The 19,623-nt window shown below is 65.4% G+C and carries 21 protein-coding genes; 9 read left to right on the top strand and 12 right to left on the bottom strand.

Annotation, left to right across the window (positions count from 1 at the left end; translation table 11 throughout):
* The first annotated feature begins 1 nt into the window (after window position 1).
* Both rraA and aceA read left to right on the top strand, forming a co-directional pair.
* Complete coding sequence (gene rraA / locus ACUH78_RS12175) at window positions 2-481, top strand: ribonuclease E activity regulator RraA (RefSeq protein ID WP_418363511.1); 480 nt, start codon at window positions 2-4, stop codon at window positions 479-481.
* Between the two features lie 340 nt (window positions 482-821).
* Window positions 822-2,135 (top strand): isocitrate lyase, encoded by a 1,314-nt coding sequence (gene aceA / locus ACUH78_RS12170; RefSeq protein WP_418363512.1) that lies wholly within the window; start codon window positions 822-824, stop codon window positions 2,133-2,135.
* A gap of 167 nt (window positions 2,136-2,302) precedes the next feature.
* Here aceA and ACUH78_RS12165 read toward each other — a convergent pair whose 3' ends face one another.
* Window positions 2,303-2,848, bottom strand: a complete 546-nt coding sequence (locus ACUH78_RS12165; RefSeq protein ID WP_418363513.1) for a Spy/CpxP family protein refolding chaperone — start codon at window positions 2,846-2,848, stop codon at window positions 2,303-2,305.
* A gap of 197 nt (window positions 2,849-3,045) precedes the next feature.
* Here ACUH78_RS12165 and ACUH78_RS12160 point away from each other — a divergent pair, with 197 nt between their 5' ends.
* Entirely contained in the window at window positions 3,046-3,813 is a 768-nt protein-coding gene (locus ACUH78_RS12160; protein ID WP_418363514.1) for a response regulator, read from the top strand.
* On the top strand, window positions 3,810-5,150 hold the full coding sequence (locus ACUH78_RS12155) for an ATP-binding protein (RefSeq protein WP_418363515.1): 1,341 nt from the start codon (window positions 3,810-3,812) through the stop codon (window positions 5,148-5,150). Before ACUH78_RS12160 ends, ACUH78_RS12155 begins: the two co-directional genes overlap by 4 nt.
* Here ACUH78_RS12155 and ACUH78_RS12150 read toward each other — a convergent pair.
* Window positions 5,108-6,652, bottom strand: a complete 1,545-nt coding sequence (locus ACUH78_RS12150) for a glycerol-3-phosphate dehydrogenase/oxidase (protein WP_418363516.1) — start codon at window positions 6,650-6,652, stop codon at window positions 5,108-5,110. The genes ACUH78_RS12155 and ACUH78_RS12150 overlap by 43 nt on opposite strands.
* The gene (gene glpK / locus ACUH78_RS12145; RefSeq protein WP_418363517.1) at window positions 6,653-8,170 is read right to left on the bottom strand and encodes a glycerol kinase GlpK; all 1,518 of its coding nucleotides are present in this window, start codon (window positions 8,168-8,170) and stop codon (window positions 6,653-6,655) included.
* A 269-nt stretch (window positions 8,171-8,439) separates the two neighbouring features.
* Between glpK and ACUH78_RS12140 the strand changes: the two genes are divergently transcribed.
* From ACUH78_RS12140 to ACUH78_RS12130, 3 genes are all read left to right on the top strand, one after another.
* Entirely contained in the window at window positions 8,440-9,327 is an 888-nt protein-coding gene (locus ACUH78_RS12140) for a DMT family transporter (protein WP_418363518.1), read from the top strand.
* 85 nt (window positions 9,328-9,412) lie between these two features.
* Window positions 9,413-9,781, top strand: coding sequence for a SpoIIAA family protein (locus tag ACUH78_RS12135; RefSeq protein ID WP_418363519.1), 369 nt, complete (start codon window positions 9,413-9,415; stop codon window positions 9,779-9,781).
* A 20-nt stretch (window positions 9,782-9,801) separates the two neighbouring features.
* On the top strand, window positions 9,802-10,656 hold the full coding sequence (locus tag ACUH78_RS12130) for a sulfurtransferase (protein ID WP_418363520.1): 855 nt from the start codon (window positions 9,802-9,804) through the stop codon (window positions 10,654-10,656).
* A gap of 49 nt (window positions 10,657-10,705) precedes the next feature.
* On the opposite strand, the gene murI is transcribed toward ACUH78_RS12130, so the two are convergent.
* Entirely contained in the window at window positions 10,706-11,512 is an 807-nt protein-coding gene (gene murI / locus ACUH78_RS12125; protein WP_418363521.1) for a glutamate racemase, read from the bottom strand.
* 31 nt (window positions 11,513-11,543) lie between these two features.
* On the bottom strand, window positions 11,544-12,743 hold the full coding sequence (gene tyrS / locus ACUH78_RS12120) for a tyrosine--tRNA ligase (protein ID WP_418363522.1): 1,200 nt from the start codon (window positions 12,741-12,743) through the stop codon (window positions 11,544-11,546).
* A gap of 89 nt (window positions 12,744-12,832) precedes the next feature.
* Here tyrS and ACUH78_RS12115 point away from each other — a divergent pair, with 89 nt between their 5' ends.
* A complete protein-coding gene (locus tag ACUH78_RS12115) occupies window positions 12,833-14,155 on the top strand; it encodes a M23 family metallopeptidase (RefSeq protein ID WP_418363523.1) in 1,323 nt (440 codons plus the stop codon).
* Window positions 14,156-14,222: 67 nt separating this feature from the next.
* Here the strand turns inward: ACUH78_RS12115 and erpA are convergent, their stop codons facing one another.
* From erpA to rplM, 4 genes are all read right to left on the bottom strand, one after another.
* Entirely contained in the window at window positions 14,223-14,573 is a 351-nt protein-coding gene (gene erpA / locus ACUH78_RS12110; RefSeq protein WP_418363524.1) for an iron-sulfur cluster insertion protein ErpA, read from the bottom strand.
* Between the two features lie 91 nt (window positions 14,574-14,664).
* Window positions 14,665-15,702 (bottom strand): N-acetyl-gamma-glutamyl-phosphate reductase, encoded by a 1,038-nt coding sequence (gene argC / locus ACUH78_RS12105; protein WP_418363525.1) that lies wholly within the window; start codon window positions 15,700-15,702, stop codon window positions 14,665-14,667.
* Between the two features lie 160 nt (window positions 15,703-15,862).
* Window positions 15,863-16,255: a 30S ribosomal protein S9 gene (gene rpsI / locus ACUH78_RS12100; RefSeq protein WP_418363526.1), complete on the bottom strand. Its 393-nt coding sequence runs from the start codon at window positions 16,253-16,255 to the stop codon at window positions 15,863-15,865.
* Between the two features lie 11 nt (window positions 16,256-16,266).
* Window positions 16,267-16,695 (bottom strand): 50S ribosomal protein L13, encoded by a 429-nt coding sequence (gene rplM / locus ACUH78_RS12095; RefSeq protein ID WP_418363527.1) that lies wholly within the window; start codon window positions 16,693-16,695, stop codon window positions 16,267-16,269.
* Between the two features lie 596 nt (window positions 16,696-17,291).
* On the opposite strand from rplM, the gene ACUH78_RS12090 reads away from it, so the two are divergent.
* Window positions 17,292-17,711, top strand: coding sequence for an OsmC family protein (locus tag ACUH78_RS12090; protein ID WP_445333575.1), 420 nt, complete (start codon window positions 17,292-17,294; stop codon window positions 17,709-17,711).
* A gap of 48 nt (window positions 17,712-17,759) precedes the next feature.
* On the opposite strand, the gene coq7 is transcribed toward ACUH78_RS12090, so the two are convergent.
* The 3 genes from coq7 to ACUH78_RS12075 all read right to left on the bottom strand — a co-directional run bounded on the left by coq7 (window position 17,760) and on the right by ACUH78_RS12075 (window position 19,563).
* Window positions 17,760-18,380 (bottom strand): 2-polyprenyl-3-methyl-6-methoxy-1,4-benzoquinone monooxygenase, encoded by a 621-nt coding sequence (gene coq7 / locus ACUH78_RS12085; protein ID WP_418363775.1) that lies wholly within the window; start codon window positions 18,378-18,380, stop codon window positions 17,760-17,762.
* Window positions 18,380-18,859 (bottom strand): CNP1-like family protein, encoded by a 480-nt coding sequence (locus ACUH78_RS12080; protein ID WP_418363776.1) that lies wholly within the window; start codon window positions 18,857-18,859, stop codon window positions 18,380-18,382. Before ACUH78_RS12080 ends, coq7 begins: the two co-directional genes overlap by 1 nt.
* Window positions 18,860-18,975: 116 nt before the next feature.
* Window positions 18,976-19,563 (bottom strand): RNA pyrophosphohydrolase, encoded by a 588-nt coding sequence (locus tag ACUH78_RS12075; RefSeq protein WP_418363529.1) that lies wholly within the window; start codon window positions 19,561-19,563, stop codon window positions 18,976-18,978.
* Between the last annotated feature and the right edge of the window lie 60 nt (window positions 19,564-19,623).

The raw sequence follows: 19,623 nt of genomic DNA, 5'->3' as shown, positions 1-19,623 counted from the left end.
CATGAATATCCAGACCGCCGACCTTTGCGACGCCCACGAAGACAAGCTCGCCGTCGTGGCACCCATGTTCGCCAGCTACGGAGGCCGCGCCGCCTTCGGCGGACCGATCTCCACGTTGAAGCTGTTCGAGGACAACTCGTTCGTGCGCAAGGCGGTGGAGAGCCCGGGCGAAGGTCGCGTACTCGTCATAGACGGCGGCGCCTCGATGCGCTGCGCGCTCGTCGGCGACCAGCTCGCCGAGCTGGCGGTGAAGAACGGCTGGGCAGGCATCCTCGTCTATGGCTGCATCCGCGACTCGAAAGCGATTGGCGAGATGGACCTCGGCGTGTTCGCGCTCGGTACCCATCCAAAGAAGACGGTCAAGCGCAACACCGGCGAGATTGACGTGCCGGTGAGCTTCGGTGGCGTCACCTTCCAGCCGGGCCACTACGCCTACGCGGACGAGGATGGCGTGATCGTCAGCGCCGAAGCCCTGCTGTAAACCTGTCGCTGCCGAAACGGGCTGGGGCGATCCGGTGGCGGCCCACCGGCTTCGCCACCGGCGCTGCGTGCAGCGCAACACGAAAGAGGCGAAAAACCATTTCACAGCGCTCCACATTCTTTCACGATACAAAAAATAAGATCCAAGCAACTGTTTTTCAAACAGAAGATTTTTTCTTATGTCTTATATAAGACATATTGCTGCTGCGCGGAATGACCCCTATACTTCCGTCCCATCTGCAGCAGGTTTCTCCCTCGAGCCAGCTGCAGCCGTAACACCGCGACCGGTGCCTGAAACCGCCGCGATGGTTGACCCCCTTCTGCACTGACAAGGACGCATCATGACTCTGACCCGCGAACAGCAAATCGCCGCCCTGGAAAAAGACTGGGCCGAGAACCCCCGTTGGAAGGGCGTCAAGCGCGGTTACACCGCCGCCGACGTCGTCCGCCTGCGCGGCAGCCTGCAGCCCGAGTACACGCTGGCCCAGCGTGGCGCCAAGGTGCTGTGGGAGAAGGTCAACGGCGGCGCCAAGAAGGGTTATGTGAACGCCTTCGGCGCGATCACCGCCGGTCAGGCCATGCAGCAGGCCAAGGCTGGCCTGGAAGCCGTGTATCTGTCGGGCTGGCAGGTCGCCGCCGACGGCAACACCTCCGAGACCATGTACCCGGATCAGTCGCTGTACGCCTACGACTCGGTGCCGACCATGGTTCGCCGCATCAACAACACCTTCAAGCGCGCGGACGAAATCCAGTGGTCGCGTGGTGTCAACCCGGGCGACAAGGAATTCATCGACTACTTCCTGCCGATCGTCGCTGACGCTGAAGCCGGTTTCGGCGGCGTGCTGAACGCCTTCGAACTGATGAAGAACATGATCGCCGCGGGTGCCGCCGGGGTGCACTTCGAAGACCAGTTGGCCGCCGCCAAGAAGTGCGGCCACATGGGTGGCAAGGTGCTGGTGCCGACCCGTGAAGCCATCGAGAAGCTGATCTCCGCGCGTTTCGCCGCCGACGTCATGGGTGTGCCCACCCTGATTCTGGCCCGTACCGATGCCGAGGCTGCCAACCTGATCACCTCCGACTACGACGCCAACGACAAGCCCTTCCTCACCGGCGAGCGCACCCAGGAAGGCTTCTACCGCGTCAAGAACGGTCTGGAGCAGTCGATCTCCCGCGGCGTCGCTTACGCCCCCTACGCCGACCTGGTGTGGTGCGAAACCGGCGTGCCCGATATCGGCTTCGCCCGCGAGTTCGCCCAGGCCGTGCTGGCCGCCTGCCCGGGCAAGCTGCTGTCCTACAACTGCTCGCCGTCCTTCAACTGGAAGAAGAACCTCAACGACTCGCAGATCGCCTCCTTCCAGGAAGAGCTGTCGGCGCTGGGCTACAAGTACCAGTTCATCACCCTGGCTGGTATCCACGTCAACTGGTACAACACCTTCAAGTTCGCCCACGCTTACGCTCGCGGCGAAGGCATGAAGCACTACGTCGAAATGGTCCAGGAGCCGGAATTCGCCGCGCGCGAACAAGGCTACACCTTCGTGTCCCACCAGCAGGAAGTCGGCACCGGCTACTTCGACGAAGTCACCACCGTGATCCAGGGCGGCTCCTCCTCGGTCAAGGCGCTGACCGGCTCGACCGAAGAAGAGCAGTTCCACTAAGAAACTGCATCCCCGCATAACAAGGGGGAGGAGACGGGGCCATCCTGCGGGGTGGCCTTTTCTTTGAGCCGGCGATAGCGGGATGCGCCCGCGTTCGAGCCCCGCCCACGACAGGGCCGCCCCGCAGGGCAGCCCTTCTTCGTCAACGCATCCGCGAAATCTGAGGATCAGCCGCGGCCCGGCCCCATGCCGCTACCGTTATGCGGTCCGCCCCTGCCGCCACGCATGCCGCGGTCGCCCTTGCGCCCCATGTTCTGGAACTCGGCGTCGAACACCGTCTTCTGCGCATCACTCAAGGTCGCATAGAAGGTTTCGACCGATTTGCGCGCCTGGGCCATCTCGGTCTGACGCAGGGAGCCCATCTCTTCCATGCGCTGCATGCGCTGCAGCGCAGTCTGCGCCACACCCGCCGCACTACGCTCGGCCATGCCCGTCGCCATACGCTCGGCACGCGCCTTCATGTCGGACTTGAAAGTCTCAAAGGCTGCCTTCTGCTCGGGCTTCAGCGCAAGCGACAACTCCAGGCGGGCCATATGAAGCTCAGCACGCTGGGCCATGCGGGCCTTCACCTGCTCGGGTTCGACCTGCGTCCAGCCCGCCTTGCCGCCGCGCATGCCGTCGCAGTGACCACCCCATGCGAGTACCGCGGTGGAACCCATTGCGCCAGTGGCGATGAGGGCAGCAGCGAGCGAAGTTTTCATCCAGGTTTTCATGATCGTTCTCCTGTGGGTTTCCAAGTGGGTGTTGCCCGTTCGCTTGGGCGACGGAGCCATTACATCACCGCGGTGTAAGCCCCATTTGTCCGGCAGCGGCGCTTTTGCAGCCTCTTGTCTCAGAGGCCGTGTTTGATACGCTGGGATACAAACCTCCCCTCACCCGCGCTTATGATCCCGGCCATGGAGAATCCTGCATGAACACCGCCGACCACATCCTGATCGTCGATGACGACCGCGACATCCGCCAGTTGCTCGCCGACTACCTCGAGAAGCAGGGGCTGCGCTGCACCACTGCGGCCGACGGCCGCGAGATGAAGGCGGCACTCGAGGCACACCGTATCGACATGATCGTGCTCGACGTGATGATGCCCGGTGAGGACGGCCTGAGCCTGTGCCGCAACCTGCGCGCAGGCGGCGGGGCGCACGCGAACACCCCGATCCTGATGCTGACCGCACGCGGCGAGGACATGGACCGCATCATCGGTCTGGAGATGGGCGCGGACGATTACCTGCCCAAACCCTTCCTGCCACGCGAACTGTTCGCGCGCATCCGCGCGGTGCTGCGCCGCACCCGCGCGCTGCCGCCCAATCTGGAGGCCGCGCCGCCGGCCAACGCGCGTACGCTGCGCTTCGCGCACTGGCTGCTAGACACGGTCAACCGTCACCTCATCGATGCGGACGGCAGCGTGGTCGCGCTCTCGGGTGCGGAATACCGCATGTTGAGCGTGTTCCTGTCGCACCCGCAGAAGGTTCTCTCGCGCGACCAACTGATGGAACTCACCCAGGGGCGCGAAGCGGACGTGTTCGATCGCTCGATCGACCTGCTGGTGAGCCGCCTGCGCCAGCGCCTGGGCGACAACGCGCGGGAGTCGTCCATCATCAAGACGGTGCGCAACGAAGGCTATGTGCTCGCCAGCGAAGTCAGCGTCGGCGACACTGCGCCGCTAGGCAGCACCCCATGAACCTGCACGGGCCATCCTGGCTGCACCGCCTCGCGCCGCGCACGCTCTTTGCCCGCCTGATGCTGATCTGGATGGTCGGCATCGCGCTGGTGCTCGCGGTGAGCTTCGCCCTCTTCGTCGGCGAGCGCGAACGCGTGGGGCGCAGTGCGCTGTTCGAAGGTGTCGCTCAGGAGATCGCCACCGCAGCCGATCTGCTCGATTCCATGTCCGGCCCCGAACGCGAGCGCTGGCTCGACGAGATCGGTCGCCGCCGCCTGCGCCTGACGCTGCGGCCGCCGCACGAACACCTTCGCCCACTCGCCGGCGAACACCCGCTGCGCACCGCGCTGCAGGCTGCGATGCCGCAGCGCAGCTTCGACATGTACACCCACCGCCGCAACGAACGCTCGCATCCGATGCTGCTCGTGCTCGTTCATCTGGCCGACGGTACCCCGCTGCAGATCCGCCTGCCTGACATTCCCCCCGCGCCACCGGTGATCCAGCGTGCGCCCGAGCGTCTGTTTGCTGCACTTGCGGCGCTGGTGCTGGGCGTAGGCCTGCTCACCTGGATCGCAGTGCGGCTGGCCACCCGCCCGCTGTCACGCATGGCCGAGGCTGCACGCGCACTGGGCGAAGACCCCGGGCGGGCCCCGATGGCGGTGCGCGGCCCGACCGAGGTCGCACAGGCAGCTGCCGCATTCAACCAGATGCAGCAACGCATCTCGGAACACGTCACCGAGCGCACCCGCATCCTGGCGGCCATCTCGCACGATCTGCAGACCCCAATCACCCGACTGCGATTGCGCGCCGAGATGGTCGAGGACGAAGACCTGCGCACCCGCATCCAGTCGGACCTCGACGCGATGCAGGGGCTGGTCAAGGAGGGCCTGGCCTATGCGCGCAGCCTGGACGAGCGCACCGCACCGCAGCCAATCGAGCTCGGCCCGCTGCTGCAGGCGCTCGCCGAGGATGCGCGCGACATGGGCTGGATGGTGCGGGTGCCCGAGGACTGCAGCGGACGGGTCATCGGCAACCCGCCCGCACTGCGCCGCGCACTGTGGAACCTGATCGAGAACGGGGTGAAGTTCGGCGAGACGGTCGAGCTCACGTTCGCATGCGACGCAGCCCACTGCGAGATCCTCGTCCGCGACCATGGCCCCGGTCTGCCCGAAGCCGAATTCGAGAAGGTGTTCGAGCCCTTCTACCGCACCGAATCGTCGCGCAACCGGGAGACCGGCGGCACCGGGCTGGGGCTGGCGATCGCCCGCAACCTGCTGCGCGGCCAGGGCGGCGAGGTGAGCCTGCGCAATCACCCTCAGGGCGGACTCGAGGCCTGCGTGCAGCTGCCGCTGCGGTAGCGGCCCGCCAGCGCGTGGAAAGCCGCCAGCGACTCGGCACGACGCTCCGCGCTCCAGCCCAGTTCCGCGGCGAGGATGTCCGCCACCGGCGCAGCGGCTGCTTGCGCTGCCGCCGCATCCAGGAACAACACCCGGCTGCGCCGCGCGAGCACGTCCTCCACATCGAGCGCGAAGCCCTCACGCACGGCATGGCGCACCGCATCCACCCCGGGCAGCAGACAGGCATGCTGGCCACCCGGCAGCAGCGCCGCATCATGCGGGGCAGTGCAGCCCCAGGGCATGTCGCAATCCAGCCCCAAGGTGGCCGTCGACGAGGCACGGTGCGCAAGGCCCGCCACCGCCTCCGCGCGGTCGATCGCCTGCTCCGCCATGCTGCGGTACGTGGTCCACTTTCCGCCCAGCACGCTCACCAGACCCTGCGCCGACACCTCAACCCGGTGCTCGCGCGAGACGCGACTGCTCGCCTCGGCGGATGACCCGCCCAGCAGCGGACGCAAGCCGGCGAACACGCTGCGCACATCCGCCATGTCAGGCGCACGCACCAGCCAGCGCCCTGCGGCGGCAAGCAAGCCCTCGATCTCTCCGGCAAGCGGTGCCGGCTCCTCCGGCACACCCTCACGGGGCGTGTCGGTCGTACCGATCAGCAGCTTGCCCTGCCAGGGAATCATGAACAGCACCCGGCCGTCATCAGTGTGCGGCACGAGCAATGCATCTCGCCCCGGGAGGAACGTCGCATCGACCACCAGATGCACGCCCTGGCTGGGCCTGAGCAGCGTATGCGCCCGCGGGTCTGCCATGCGCCGCACCGCATCGCCCCAAACCCCGGTGGCGTTGACCACGACCCGCGCCAACACCTCGAAACTGCGTCCGCTCGCACGCTCGGCCAGCACCGCGCCGCACACGCGGCCACCCGCTTGCAGCAGCCCGTCCGCCCGGCAGTGGTTCAACACCAGCGCCCCATGCTGGCTGGCGCTGCGGGCGAGCGAGAGTGCCAGCGCGGCATCGTCGAACTGCGCATCCCAGTACGCCACGCCACCTGCCCCCGGGGTGAGAACCCCCGGCATCATCGCACCCAGGGCTGCCGGCTCCAGCCCCTCACAGGGTGCAATGCGCAGCCCGCCCGCAAGCCGGTCGTAGAGTCCCAGGCCCACCCGCAAACGCAGGCGGTCGAGCCGCCCACGCGCCGGCACCACGAAGCGCAGCGGGCGTACCAGGGCCGGCGCGTTGCGCAGCAGATGACCACGCTCACGGAGGGCCTCGCGCACGAGCGAAAACCGGCCCTGCGCAAGGTAGCGCACGCCGCCATGGATCAGCTTGGTCGAGCGAGAACTGGTCCCCGCGGCAAAGTCGCGCGCTTCGACCAGCAGCACCGAATACCCGCGCGCCGCGGCATCGAGCGCGCAACCGAGGCCAGTGGCACCGCCGCCGATGACAAGCACGTCCCATGACGGCATCGCTGCCAGCCGCGCCAACAGGGCGTCACGGGAATAGGGGGCGGACATTCAAACGGACTCCGCCCCCTGCCCCACATCTTGCGCCCAATCGCGCGCACGTTCGACCGCTCGTGACCACAATGCACGCGCCTCGGCCCGACGTGCCGGCGACCAGCGAGGCTCGAAGCGGCGGTCGAGTTGCCAGCGCGCGGCGATCTCATCCTCGTCCTGCCACAGGCCGCACCCCAGCGCGGCAAGACACGCCGCGCCCAACGCAGTGGTTTCAAGCAAGCGCGGGCGCAGCACCGGCACCCCCAGCACATCCGCCTGCAACTGCATCAGCAGATCGTTGGCCGCCGCACCGCCGTCTACACGCAGTTCGTTCAACGCAGCCGCTCCATCACGGGCCATGGCATCGACCAGGTCTGCGCTCTGCAGCGCGATTGCCTCCAGCGCCGCGCGCGCGATGTGCGCAGCACCGCTGCCACGCGACAGCCCGAGCAGCGTGCCGCGTGCACGTGCATCCCAGTACGGTGCCCCTAGGCCGGTAAACGCCGGCACCAGCACCACCCCGCCACTGTCGGGCACACTCGCCGCGAGCGCCTCCACCTCGGCAGCCTTCTTCACCAGCCCAAGTCCGTCCCGCAGCCACTGCACCACGGCGCCGCCCATGAACACACTGCCTTCGAGCGCATAACTGGCCTGTCCGCCGGCGCTGCACCAGCCCACCGTGCTCAGCAGCCGGTTGCGCGAGATCACCGGGCGCGTACCGGTGTTCATGAGCAGGAAGCAGCCCGTACCATAGGTGTTCTTCGCCATGCCGGGGCGCAGGCACGCCTGGCCGAAGGTCGCTGCCTGCTGGTCGCCGCCAATGCCGGCGATCGGGATGGCCGCACCGAAAACCCGCGCATCCGTCTCGCCGCAAACACCGCTACTCGGCACCACTCGCGGCAGCAGCGCACGCGGGATGCGAAAGCGCTCGAGCAGCACCGGGTCCCAGTCCAGCGCACGAAGGTTGAAGAGCAGCGTGCGCGAGGCGTTACCGGGATCGGTGACGTGCAGGCGTCCGCCGCTCAGGTGCCACACGAGCCAGCTGTCCACCGTGCCGAAGGCAAGTTCCCCCGCCTCGGCACGCACGCGGGCCCCGGGGACGCTGTCGAGCAACCAGGCCAGTTTGGTCGCGGAAAAATACGGATCGAGTTCCAGCCCCGTGCGCTCACGCAGCTCTTCCGCCCAGCCCAGAGCGCGCAAGCGCTCGCACTCGGCGGCGGTGCGGCGGTCCTGCCACACGATCGCGGGGGCGAGTGCACGTCCGCTTGCACGCTCCCACAACACGGTGGTCTCGCGCTGGTTGGCGATGCCGATCGCGGTCACCGCACGTGCCGGAACACCGGCATTGGCGAGCGCCTCGCGCGCACAATCGAGCTGGGTGCGCAAAATGTCGTTCGCATCATGCTCGACCCGGTCCGGCGCGGGGAAGTGCTGGGCGAACTCGGCCTGCGCGAGGCCACACACGCGCAAGCCCTCATCGAACACGATGGCGCGCGAACTGGTCGTGCCCTGGTCGAGGGCGAGCAGGTAAGCCATGGCGATCTCCGGTTGGTGCGTGCGATGACGCAAGCCTAACGCCGAAACACGGTTCTGGGGCGACTCCGGCCAAGCGCGGCCGCGCCCCCCGGCAAATGTTCGCGGCAGCGGCCCCGCGCGCGCCCCTATACGCGCCAACAGGCCCCTACACGCCGCAAAACGCCTCGCACGCCGTCTCCGTGCGCTCGCTATCAATTGCCGCTGCTCCTCCGCACAGGGCTGCATTGTGTTCCAATGAGCGGCTTCCACGCTGCAATGCAACAATCGCCATGCCCGCCTTCTGGATGATCATTTCGTGCTTCCTCTTCGCCTGCATGGGCGTATGCGTGAAGCTTGCCTCGGCCGAGTTCTCGACCGGAGAGATCGTCTTCTACCGCGGCTTCGTGAGCGGGCTGATGATGCTCGCCCTCGCCGCCACGCGCGGCATACCGCTGCGCACACCGAACTGGCGCATGCATGTTTCGCGCAGCCTGTCGGGTTCGATCGCACTGGGTTGCTACTTCTTCGCGATCGGCCTGCTGCCCCTGGCCACCGCGGTCACGCTCAACTACACGTCGCCGCTGTTCGTCGCCCTGCTGCTCGCGCTCTTCTTCGGCGAACGCCTGCGCTGGCCGGCCAGCCTCGCCGTTCTCGCGGGCTTTGCGGGGGTGATTTTGCTGCTGCGCCCCACCCTGCAGCCCGAGCAATGGGTCGGTGCCGCAGTTGGTCTGGGCTCGGGCGCCATGGCAAGCCTGGCTTACATCAGCCTGCGCGAGCTCGGCCGGGCCGGTGAGCCGGAGGTGCGGACGGTGTTCTGGTTCTCGGTGATGACCACCGTCGTCGGCCTGAGCTGGGCGCTGACCGGAGAGATCCACACCCCCGACGGCACGGAGTTCGCGACCCTGGCCGGCGTGGGCCTCTTCGGCGGCCTCGCCCAACTCGCGATGACACGCTCCTACCGCTACGGCCGCACGGTGGTGTCGGCAAACCTCAGCTACGCCACAGTGATCTTCGCCAGCCTGTTCGGCATGCTGCTGTGGGACGAACGCATGCCATGGTCGTCCTGGGCCGCCATCTGCCTGATCATCGCCGGCGCCATCACGGTGTCACTGGCCACCCGCAGCAGGCCCGCGCCGACCACCGCACCTACGCCGGAGCACGCATCGACGCGCAATTGAGCCCGTTCCCGGTCGCGGCTATAGTGGAGCCATCCTTGGCCATCCTCGTACGGCCACCCTTCGCGGCGAACTCATGGAGGCTGTCATGATCAGTACCGAGCACACGGACAAGCTGGTTTCCGTCACCGTATTCGGTGAATTCACTCTGGCCGACTACAAGGAATTCGAGGAACTGGCGAACTACCACATCCAGTTCAGCGGCCGCGTAGACGTGCTGCTCGACCTGCGCCAGATGGCGGGTTTCACGCTCGACGTCGCGTGGGAGGAGATCAAGTTCTCGCGCGAACACGCAAAGGACTTCGGCCGCATCGCAGTGATCACCGAAGACGAGTGGCTGACCTGGAGCGCATGGGTTTCGCAGTTCTTCGTCGACGCCGAAGTCAAGGTCTTCGACGACGAGCAGGAAGCACGCGGCTGGCTGGCCGCGGACGCTGAGGCGCCTGCCGAATCGTGAGCGCAGGCCCGGATGCCGCAATGAACGCAGGCTTCTCCACCCTTGTCACGGTAGACGCGCTTGCGCCACGCATCGACAATCCGGGCTGGGTCGTTTTCGATTGCCGCTTCGACCTCGCGGACGCAAGCTTCGGACGCCGGGCCTACGCCGACAGTCATCTGCCCGGCGCGTTCTTCCTCGATTTGGAAGAGGACCTCTCAGGCCCGAAGAGCGGATTCAACGGCCGCCACCCGCTGCCCGATCCCGCGCGATTGTCCGCGCGCCTCGCCGCCTGCGGCGTGGGAAAGGGCAGCCAGGTCGTCGCCTACGACGACGCTGGCGGCATGTCAGCGGCCAGACTATGGTGGCTGCTGCGCTGGCTGGGCCACACCCGCGTCGCTGTGCTGGACGGCGGCTTCCAGGCCTGGCTGGAGGCCAGCCTGCCCGTCACGGCCGCCCCGCCCGCTGCGCGCGCTGCGCAGTTTGACGGCAAGCCAGGACCACAAGGAGTAACGGTCGACGAGGTGCTCGCACACCTCGGCAGCCCGGAGATGCTGCTCGTGGACGCCCGCAGCCCGGACCGTTTCCGCGGCGAGAACGAAATGCTCGATCCGGTGGCCGGCCACATCCCTGGCGCGGTGAACCGCTTCTACCGTGACAACATGGACGAACGCGGACGCTTCAAGGCACCCTTGGACCTGCGCGCGGAATTCCTGAATCTGCTCGGCACACACGACGCGCACGAGATCGTGCATCAGTGCGGCTCGGGCGTTTCAGGCTGCGTGAATGTGCTCGCGATGGAGGTCGCCGGACTCACCGGCTCCCGCCTGTACGCCGGGTCGTGGAGCGAGTGGTGCGCCGACCCTTCGCGCCCCGTGAGCACGCGCCCAGCCTGAAGCCAAGCCTTGGCCGTGCAAGCCCGACCCTGCGCATTGCGCGTGTCCCTCACCAGTCGACCTTCTCCACCTCGCCGAGCGAGCGCCCGAGGAAGCGCTCGCCGATGGTCTGGAAGCGCAGCGGCACGTCGCTGACCACGAATCGATATGCGGCAGGCTCACCCCCAGCGCGCGCCAGACCATCCCGCTGCAGTCGCTGCGCGGCGAATTCGGCGGTGGTCACGGCAGAATCGATGAGTTGCACGCGCGGCCCGATCACGTCGCGCAGCAAGGGCTTCAGCAGCGGATAGTGGGTGCACCCCAGGACCAGACTGTCGACCTCCTCGGCCAGTACCGGCCGCAGATACTCCTGCGCGGTCAGGCGGGTGACGGGATGATCCAGCCAGCCCTCCTCCACCAGCGGCACGAACAGCGGGCAGGCCTGCGAATACACACGCACCGAAGGATCGAGCTCGTGCATGCGACGGGCATAGGCGTTGCTGTTGATGGTCGTGGGCGTCCCGATCACGCCCACGCGGCGCCCGGGCGAACTCGCCACTGCGGCACGTGCGCCCGCCTCGATGACGTCCAGCACCGGAATGCCGGCCGCGAGGCGGTGCACCACCTCGGCAGCGACCGCAGCGATGGTGTTGCAGGCAATGATCAGCATCTTGACGTCGCGCTTCAGCAGGAACTCGGTGATCTGCGCGGTGAAGTGCTCGATCGTGGCGACTGATTTGACGCCGTAGGGCACGCGGGCGGTATCGCCGAAATAGACGATGTCCTCGAGCGGCAGACGCTCCATCAGCGCGCGCACCACGGTAAGCCCGCCCACGCCGGAATCGAACACCCCGATCGGGCGCGCAGGCGCACTCATCGCCCTGCTCCCGGGCGGCACTGGTGACGCATCAAGACAGCACCACCGAGGCGAACTTGCGCTTGCCGACCTGCAGCACGACGGTCTCACCGGCGCGAAGCAGCAAGCCCTTGTCTTCTGCGCGCTCGCCGTCGATGCGCACCCCCCCCTGCTCGATCATGCGCATCGCCTCCGAAGTCGTGCCGGTGAGCCCGGCCTGCTTCAGCACCTGGAACAACGGCATGCCCTCCGCACCGACACGCACGCTCACCTGCGCAATGTCATCGGGGATCGCGTTGCGCTGGAAACGTGCCTGGAAATCGGCGAGCGCCTCTTCGGCGGCACGCTGTCCATGGAAGCGAGCGACGAACTCCATCGCCAGCATCACCTTCACATCACGCGGGTTACGCCCTCCCTCCACATCCGCGCGCAACTGCGCGATCTCGGTGGTAGAGCGGAAGGACAGCAACTCGTAGTAGCGCCACATCAGCGTGTCGGAAACCGACATGGTCTTGCCGAAGATCTCCTTCGCCGGCTCGGCGATGCCGATGTAGTTGCCCAGCGATTTGGACATCTTGTTCACGCCGTCCAGCCCCTCGAGCAGCGGCACCATCACCACGCACTGCGGCGCCTGACCGAAGTGCTTCTGCAGTTCGCGGCCCATGAGCAGATTGAAGCGCTGATCGGTACCACCGAGCTCAACGTCGGACTGCATCGCCACCGAGTCATACCCTTGGCACAAGGGATAGAGGAACTCATGGATCGCGATCGGCTGGTTGTTGCCGTAGCGCTTGGCAAAATCGTCGCGCTCGAGCATGCGCGCTACGGTCTGCTGCGCGGCCAGGCGGATCATGCCGGCGGCGCCGAGATCGTTCATCCAGGCCGAGTTGAAGCAGATCTCGGTCTTCTCCGGGTCTAGGATCTTGAACACCTGCTCCTGGTAGGTCTTCGCGTTCTCCACGATCTGCTCGCGCGACAGCGGCGGCCGCGTGGTGTTCTTGCCGCTCGGGTCACCGATCATGCCGGTGAAGTCGCCAATCAGGAACTGGACGGTGTGGCCGAGTTCCTGGAAATGACGCATCTTGTTGATCAGCACGGTGTGGCCAAGGTGGAGGTCGGGTGCGGTGGGGTCGAAGCCGGCCTTCACCCGCAAAGGCTTGCCGCGCTTGAGCTTCTCGACCAGTTCGGCCTCGATCAGGATGGCATCGGTGCCACGCTTGATCAGGTCGATCGCAGCCTGAACATCAGACATTCAATTTCTCCAAAAATACTTTGCCGAACTGAAGCGCACCTTTGCTACACTTCCGAAAATTTTTCCCAGCGTTCAAGCGAACCGAGCTCATGAAGGCCAGAAAGACCCGAATTCTAGCCGATCTGCCGGCCCGTCTCCTCTCCCGCCCACGGACCTGGATCGCAGCCGGCGTGGCAGGGGCGTCGTTGATGGGCGTCGTCGCAGCCACGGCCGTCACGCCGGACACCCTACCCCCGGACATCCTGTTCGAGCGCGTCGTCGAAAACCTGCCCGCGCCGGAGCTGGAGATCGCCAACACCGACGACCTGCCCTTCATACAGGTCGAGCAGATCCGCACCGGAGACACATTGCAGGCGATCTTCACCCGCCTCGGCATCGACGACGCCGAAGCGCTGAACCACCTTACCGCCTCCGACGAAGGCAAGCAGGCGATCCGCATGATGCGGGCTGATCGTACGGTCACGGCAGTCGTTTCGCCCGCGGGCAAGTTGCTCTCCCTGAACCTTCCGATGGGCAACACCGCGCAGGACCTCGTCCTCGAGCGCGGTGACAAGGGCCTGGCACTACGCAACTCCACGAGTGCCGAGCAGAGCACGATGGTCGAGATGCGCTCGGGCACGATCACGCACTCCCTGTTCGGCGCCACGGAAGCCGCCGGCCTGCCCGACAACGTTGCGACGCAACTCGCCACCCTCTTCGGCACCTGGATCGATTTCCGCTCCGACCTGCGCAAAGGCGACCGCTTCAACGTCGTCTACGAGGCGATCTACGAGGAAGGCAACCCGGTGCGCGCCGGACGCATCCTGGCCGCAGAGTTCATCAACAACGGTGAACGCTACGCCGTCGTCCGTTACAAGGGCCCCAGCGGCAGGGAGCAATACTACAGCGACGACGGCCGCAGCCTGCAGCAGGGCTTCCTGCGTACGCCACTGGAGTTCTCGCGCGTCAGTTCGAACTTCGGCCGCCGCCTGCATCCGATCAAGGGCAAGTGGCGTGAGCACAACGGTACCGATTTCGCAGCACCGACCGGAACCCCGGTGATGGCCTCTTCCGACGCCACGGTCGACTTCGTCGGCAAACAGCGCGGCTTTGGCAACCTGATCATCCTCAAGCACCGCAACGAGATCACCACGTACTACGCACACCTCAACGGCTTTGCCAAGGGCCTCTCCAAGGGTCAGGTCGTGAGTCAGGGCGACGTGATCGGCTTTGTCGGCTGCACCGGCTGGTGCACCGGGCCGCACCTGCACTACGAGGTTCGCATCCAGGGGCGCCCCTCCGATCCGATGACGGTCGCCCTGCCCGCAGCGGATTCGTTCAGCGCCAAGGAACTCGCTGCCTTCAAGCAAGACACGGCACCGCTACGTCAGCGCTTTGCGCTGCTCAACTACGAGTTTGCAGACGCGCGCTGAGCCGCGCCAGCAAGGCTAAAGAACAAACGGGGCGCACAGCGCCCCGTTTTTCCTTCAGCGGCCCAGTTCAGACGGTGAACGAAGAACCGCAGCCGCAGGTGCTGGTAGCGTTCGGATTCCGAATCACGAACTGCGAGCCCTCGAGACCTTCGGTGTAGTCGATCTCCGCGCCGAGCAGGTACTGATAGCTCATCGGGTCGATCAACAACATCACACCATTCTTCTCGTAGGTCGTATCGTCCTCGTTCACCTCCTCATCGAAGGTGAAGCCGTACTGGAAGCCGGAGCAGCCACCACCGGACACGAAGACGCGCAGCTTGAGATCGGGATTGCCTTCTTCCTCGATCAGCTCTCGCACCTTGTTTGCGGCGCTGTCGGTAAAGACAAGGATATCGGGGGTTTCGACTTCTGCGCTCATGTTTTCTCCTCTGTTGGGGGGTGCCGCGAATGATGCGCCTTCCGTGGCCGAATCGTCAAAATCGGATCGTCGTCCGCTGTGCAAGTTCCCGTCAGGGGCTGACCGGAACGATGTCCAGCCCGGCTTGCTCGTCGCAACCGAACATGATGTTGAGGTTCTGCACCGCCTGCCCAGCAGCACCCTTCACCAGGTTGTCGATCACCGAAAGCACCACCACGGTATCGCTGCCCTGCGGACGATGCACCGCGATGCGGCACAGATTGGAGGCGCGCACCGACCGTGTTTCCGGGTGACTGCCAGCAGGCATGACATCGACGAAGGCCTCGCCAGCGTAGCGCTTCTCGTACAGCCCCTGCAGATCGGAAGCATCGACACCCGGCTTTAGCCGACCGTAGAGCGTGGCATGAATGCCGCGAATCATCGGCGTGAGATGCGGAACAAAGGTCAGGCCAACCGGCTTTCCAGCCGCCAGTGAGAGCCCCTGGCGGATTTCCGGCAGATGGCGATGCCCGGGCACCCCATACGCCTTGAAGCTGTCTGCCGCCTCGGGGAGCAGGGTATGCACCTCAGCCTTGCGGCCCGCACCCGATACACCGGACTTGGCGTCCGCGATCAGGTGGTCGATCTCGATCAGACCCGCCTCGACCAGAGGCAGGAAACCGAGTTGCACCGCGGTCGGATAGCAACCGGGGTTAGCCAGCACGCGCGCCTGGCGGATCTGTGCGCGATTGACCTCGGGAAGGCCGTACACCGCCTCGGCGACCAACTCGGGCGCCGCATGCTCCATGCCATACCATTTCTGCCATTCTGCGATGTCACGGATGCGGAAATCGGCTGCGAGGTCGATCACGCGCACACCGGCAGCGACCAGCTCGGTCGCCTGTTTCATGGCGATGCCGTTGGGGGTCGCAAAAAAGACGGCGTCGCACTTCTCGAGTTCGGCATCCTGCGGTGTCACGAACTTCAGGTTCACCCGCCCGCGCAAGCTCGGGAACATGTCTGCAACCGCCATGCCCGCCTCACCACGCGAGGTGATGGCGACCAGCTCCACCTGCGGGTGGCGCGAAAGCAGGCGCAGCAGTTCCACGCCGGTGTATCCGGTACCGCCTACGACTCCAACCTTGACCATGCTAACTCCTCGCAGCAAATGACTTCAGACGGGGGATTATCGCACTCCTGATACCGCTGCGCAGCGCGCGTCCACACCGCTCGCCTCGAACCCCACTCCAGAAGCGCAAAAGCCGCCCCAAGGGACGGCTTTTGACTGCACCACAAAACCGGGAACCGGATCAGCGCTTGGAGAACTGCTTCGCGCGGCGGGCCTTGCGCAGACCGACCTTCTTACGCTCCACCTCGCGAGCATCGCGGGTTACGAAGCCTGCGGAACGGAGTTCACCCTTCAGCTCGGCGTTGTAGTCCACCAGCGCACGGGTGATGCCGTGACGCACGGCGCCGGCCTGACCGGACTCGCCACCGCCGACGACGTTGACCATGATGTCGAACTTGCCTTCGTTGCCGGTGAGAACCAGCGGCTGACGCACGATCATGCGGCCGGTTTCACGCGAGAAAAACTCGTCGACCGGCTTGCCGTTGACGACGATGTTGCCGGTACCCGGCTTGATGAACACACGAGCGACCGCAGTCTTGCGACGACCGGTACCGTAGTTGTAAGTCACAGCCATTGTCGGCTCCTTCAGATCTCGAGAACTTGCGGCTGCTGAGCGGTGTGCGGGTGAGCGGGACCCGCGTAGCACTTCAGCTTCTTCAGCATGGCGTAGCCCAGCGGGCCCTTCGGCAGCATGCCCTTCACCGCCTTCTCGAGCACGCGCTCGGGGAAGCGCTGCTGGAGCTTGGTGAAGTTGGTTTCGTAGATACCGCCCGGGTAACCCGAGTGACGGTAGTACTTCTTGTCCTGCGCCTTGTTACCGGTTACGCGCAGCTTGTCCACGTTGACCACGACGATGTAGTCGCCGGTATCCACGTGCGGGGTGTAGATGGCCTTGTGCTTGCCACGCAGGCGACGGGCGACTTCGGCGGCGAGACGGCCAAGCACCTTGTCCGTGCCGTCGACAACGAACCAGTCGCGCTTGACCTCGTGCGGCTTGGCGGAAAACGTCTTCATGTGAATCCTCGATCTTGTCGGGCCGTAAGAGATGGCCGTCAAACGGAAAGCTCGCAATCCTACGTCCAATAGGTAGCACCTGTCAATCGCCGAAAACGGCGTCGACGGTTTTGCGGGCAGCGCATACCAAAAAAAACGCAGTCCGACTGGACTGCGTTAAATCCACACCAAAGGAGGAGGGTGGAGGAGACATCGTTTGGACCGGCGCGAGCACTTGAAACGTCTTGCCGCGTCAGCGATCCGACTGGGACGAATTATCCATGTCTCACGCAGCGCGTGCAAGAGCGCTTTTGTGCATTGCGTAAGAAAATTTTTGATTTTCCCATAAGCAGCCTCTATTTTAATCAAACGCCTTGTTTTAGATCAAATTTCTCCACCAAGGAGCGTCCCACAGAAGCGCCTCTGACAATTCCTTTGTCATTCCAAGCGGTACTTTTTGCGCAGTGCGGCACTACGCTACCGTATGGCGGACCGGCCGCCACCTTCAATCCACGGCGGCCGGCAGCCACCCCCTCTACTGCCCGCCCCTGCGGTAAGATCGCGCCTCCCTGACAACCCAGAGCGAGAAGAGGGCCCTGCCCCAGGAGTGAAAACCTATGGAATGCACCGTCAAATGGTTCGACGGCATGAGCTTTGTCGCAGAAACCGGATCGGGTCACCTTCTTGCCATGGACGGAGCCCCCGAAGCGGGCGGGCGCAACCTCGCACCACGGCCGATGGAGCTTCTTCTTGCTGGCGCGGGCGGCTGTACGGCTTTCGACGTGGTGATGATCCTCAAGCGCGGCCGTCACGACATTCGCGGCTGCAGTGTGCGCCTCGAAGCTGAGCGGGCAGACGCGGACCCGAAGGTGTTCACCCGGATCCGATTCATCTACACCGTAAGCGGGCGCCACCTGAAGCGCGAAAGCGTGGAGCGTGCTGTCCACCTCTCCGCTGACAAATACTGCTCGGCTTCGATCATGCTGGCGAAGACGGCCGAGATCACCCACGAGGTCGAGCTCGTCGAGCTGGATTGACTGCCCCTGCGCCCCGCCCCCGAGGCTGCAGCCGAGCCCGGGGCTGGATCAGACGCGGTAGGCGAGCGTCGTCATCACCCGCGCGGCGAGCTTCATCGCTGTCCTTGCCGGCGCAGGCAGCGCATGCGCACCCAGCCGAACCGCCATCTCGGCATGCTCGGCTTCATCCACCTTCATCTGCTCGACGATCGCGCGCGAACGCTGATCCGTTGGCGGCAGCGTGTCGAGATGGCCCTTCAGGTGCTGCTCGACCTGACGCTCGGTTTCGGCGAGGAAGCCCAGGTTCCAGCGCTCCCCGAAGCGTCCCGCGAGCATCCCGAGCGCGAGCGCGCCGCCGTACCAAACGGGATTGAGCAGACTCTTGCGCCCCCCCAGTTCGGAGATGCGGCGCTCGGTCCAGGCCAGGTGCTCCGTTTCTTCCTGCGAGGCCTCGCGCATCGCATCCCGAATCACCGCATCGCGCGACATGATCGCCTGCCCCTGGTAGAGCGCCTGCGCGCACACTTCTCCAACGTGGTTCACCCGCATCAACGCTGCCGCATGCGCGCGCTCGGCATCGCTCATCTCCGATTCTGGTATCCCATCGCCAGGTAGGGGACGAACGCTTCGCGCCTGCGCAAAGACGGTGCGCAGGGCTTTGTCGAACTCGATGATGGCCTGATCGATCATCATTGGCGGACTCCAAGAGGATCAGTGGGCTCACGCCTCTGCTGCAGCAGACGCAAGGCCTGTTTGCGGTCGCGCGGACCAGCCGCCCCATCGCAAAAGTAATCATAGGCCAGCGCGGCACGCGGACGGTTGTACCGGTTGTCGCGGATCGGCTGCCAGTCGCTGTTCTTCAGCAACGTCCAACTTCCGTCCTTGCGCCCGCTCGCATAGATGCGGCGCTCGCCGGTCGCACAGCGGATGCCCTCGAAGGTCACATTCTCCGCACCTCCCGGCGTGCGCACCACCAGCGTGTAGCGCACCACGCCATCCGTGCCGACGCGAACGCTTTCCTCGTCCACAAAGAAGCGGTTGGGTGAAGGCGAGCCAATGTCGAATGTGCGCAGACCGGCCTCCGCAGGCGCCGCCGGCAGTTCCACCTCCCCCTCCTGCCAGTCGGGATCAGCCTCCACGAGCAGGCCCGCCACCGCGGGCGCCACCATGCCGGCGGCCAGCGCCAGGCCGGCAAGCCAGCCACGAACAAAAGATGTCTTCAAGAGTGCAGATCTCCGCATGATTGGCGCGCAGGCCCTCCCGCGCGGCCCCGACTCCGACTCGACTAGCCTTTGTGTGCCAAGTCCCGTCGCTCCCGCTGACCCAGCATGACGCGCACCGGTTCCGGCGCGACCGGCGGCTCCGGCAGGCGATACGCGTCAGGCAGTTCGAACGCACGGGAACGGAACAGGATGCGCGCCAGTTCGATCAGCGCGAGCTGGTACACCTGCCGTTTGAACTCGATCACCGCCTCGAGCGGTACCCAGTAGTTGCTCCAGCGCCAGGCATCGAATTCCGGATGGGTGCTCGCACGCAGACAGACGTCCGAATCTCGCCCCACCAGCCGCAGCAGGAACCAGATCTGTTTCTGGCCGCGGTAGGTGTTGCGCCATTCACGCCGTATCCAGTGCTTGGGCACCTCGTAGCGCAGCCAGCCGCGCGTGCGGCCGAGGATCTTGACGTGTTCCGGGCGCAGCCCGACTTCCTCGAAAAGCTCCCGGTACATGGCCTGCTCCGGCGACTCGCCGTGCTTGATGCCACCCTGCGGGAACTGCCAGGAATGTTCGCGGATACGCTTGCCCCAGAACACCTCATTGCGCGCATTGACCAGAATGATGCCGACGTTCGGGCGAAAGCCTTCACGATCAAGCATGACAAACCTTCAATTTCGGTTGATTGGATGCGATTTTTTCACACTTGCGCATGCTTTGAA

Source organism: Thauera sp. ZXT1-4 (genome assembly GCF_052598215.2).
Note: the sequence above shows the minus strand (reverse complement) of the source record. Positions and strands in the feature narration are given on the sequence as shown.